This is a genomic window from Candidatus Oscillochloris fontis (assembly GCF_004138135.1).
Classification (GTDB): Bacteria; Chloroflexota; Chloroflexia; order Chloroflexales; family Chloroflexaceae; genus Oscillochloris; species Oscillochloris fontis.
Window position 1 is genome coordinate 1 of sequence record NZ_RYFD01000107.1, and the last position, 2,256, is coordinate 2,256.

The 2,256-nt window shown below is 44.8% G+C and carries 1 protein-coding gene; it reads right to left on the bottom strand.

The window, feature by feature from the left end; translation table 11 throughout:
* Window positions 1-968: 968 nt before the first annotated feature.
* Entirely contained in the window at window positions 969-1,283 is a 315-nt protein-coding gene (locus EKD03_RS18080) for a hypothetical protein (protein ID WP_129633832.1), read from the bottom strand.
* Window positions 1,284-2,256: the final 973 nt, after the last annotated feature.

Genomic DNA, 2,256 nt, shown 5'->3' on the forward strand with positions numbered 1-2,256 from the left:
GTGGCTCGTCCATAGCGGTAGTATGCCGGATTCTACTGATTCTCGCAACTCAGGAGTGACCCACCCTGAACGGATACGGAATACCTGTAGGGACTTGTGCATTTACGATTCGATCTCTGATAACAGTTTGAAACGCAAGAAATGAGAACAAAAATGCGGCACGATAAGCAGATGCTTTATAGCATGTTATAGATTCTCGAAAGAGTCCCTCTGATTCTCGAGACAATTCTTGGGAAGAAAGCCAGTCTTCAATTGGTAACCGCATTATCATATCCTTACTGCTCGGCGATGACAGTACACCTAGGCGTATTATACAATACTTCAGAACCTTAGTCTTATCATAGCGGAGAGCAGACATATTGATCCAGACTGCACCGCCTCTTTACCGCTTTGCAAGACGATCTGGGTGGCTCAAGATTAATGCTCCCCGCTATAGGAGCGACAACTGTTCTTACGCGGCCCAACGCCTGCCTTCAGGTGCGCCGCTGGCAGGTTCCCGTGATCCGCGTGAAGTTTGCCTTAGCAGGAAATATCCAGAATGCACTTGGTTCGCAGGCCGCGCCAGCGGCGTCACCTGCGAGGCGATGTTGGGCGGCGGGCTGACTCGCTGATGGGCAGTAAAGGGCGCAGACTCGTGGACGGGCGTTGGCTGAAATTGACTCGTGCGACGGGCTAGGAAGGTCGCTAACTCGCTGACGGGCGACTTGATCGAAGCCGACTCGTGAACGGACGCTGAAGGTCGCAATAATTCCTCTGCACCTGGAGCGTTGGTAGCATCTGTGATTGATGTCACCACACGTTGGCACGCCACGCGCATGAAGCGCCCCATCCGGACGTACCAGCGGCGTCATGTGCGAGCCATGTTGGCAGCGGGTTGACATCAATGTGTTGCATTTGGCTTTAGAAAGATTAATACCTGATTTCTATGTCAAGAAATTAAGGGTTATGCTCAACTACCACCACCAAAACTATACGAGTTTCTGGCGAGGGCGATACGCCCACTTTCCTCTAATCTTTTTTCGCTCAAATGAATTTTGATCTACAGAAGCACCGACCGTTATTCGTTGACTGAACCAGGCTACCATATTCGCTGCCACTCGTTCTTCTGTTTCATTTGTTCGTACCTTTTGTGCCAAAATAACTTCCCTATGACCAGATGGATCATTAAGCAGCGCAGCAACTATTTCATCATGAGTTACAAAATCGCGTTTCTCACGGTAGATAGCAGTAATTATACGTCTAATGATTGGAAATACATCATCCTGCGAGAACGAAGGTGTCATGATGGTGTCCTTTAGTTAAGTTGCTTATTACAGTTCATACGTATTCCTTTAAAATATCATAGAGGTAAATTGTGTTTTTTGCAGTAATATTTTAAATATTCTCTACCCTCCTTAGCACTGATTGTGGTCGCGATTAATTCGCCTTTGTAAAGAACCCAAAAGTCTTCATCATCATAGTATACTCCAGTTCGAGAAACAGAACTGTTTACTTCTGTTTGGGATACGAAATCATCCAATATAATATTGTTCGCATCAAGTGTCTTTTCGTATTCGTTTAATTGAGTTGATGATATAGGGTGTAAGATTTGATTATCATGCTCATTTATTTTGTCTGTTTCTGGGTCTTGAGATGATGATCTTAGGAAGTCTACTATCTTCTGGAATACAGTTAGCACTCCGATGAGAAAGAACACAATAAAAGGTATTATCGTTTTGGAAAACCCAAGATTTACAAGTACTATTATCAAGAGCAGCAAAACAATGTAAAGTACAAATGACATTTGTTTTGATTTTAGAGATGTTAAAATGTATCCCAATACAAACCCGAAAACAATGATGTAAATAATAGAGAAAATATTTTCTGACAACATATTAGTAGACCGTGAAAAATACAACGGAGAAATTATCTAATGTTTCAGTGCGTAAAATTTTTAGACTACCTGTGATGTACATATTTACTCCTTTTTAGCCTTCATTATATGATTATAGCATCATTGTCAAGTGCCAATGAAAACTGACATTTCTTCCTATTACACTAAGGGCGCTGCGACTACGCAGCCTTGAATATAGTGGCAGTTTTTATTTGCGCCGCCCAACGCCAGCCTTCAGGTGCGCCGCTGGCAGCTTTCCGTGATCTGCATGAGGCTTGCCCACCAGGAAACACCCAGAATGCACCCGGTTCGCAGGCCGCGCCAGCGGCGTCACCTGCGAGGCGATGTTGGGCGGGGGGATGACTCGATGACGGGCAATGAAG

Coding starts and splice junctions, on each gene's coding strand:
- EKD03_RS18080 (WP_129633832.1), bottom strand. CDS start 1,283: ATGACACCTTCGTTCTCGCAGGATGATGTATTTCCAATCATTAGACGT.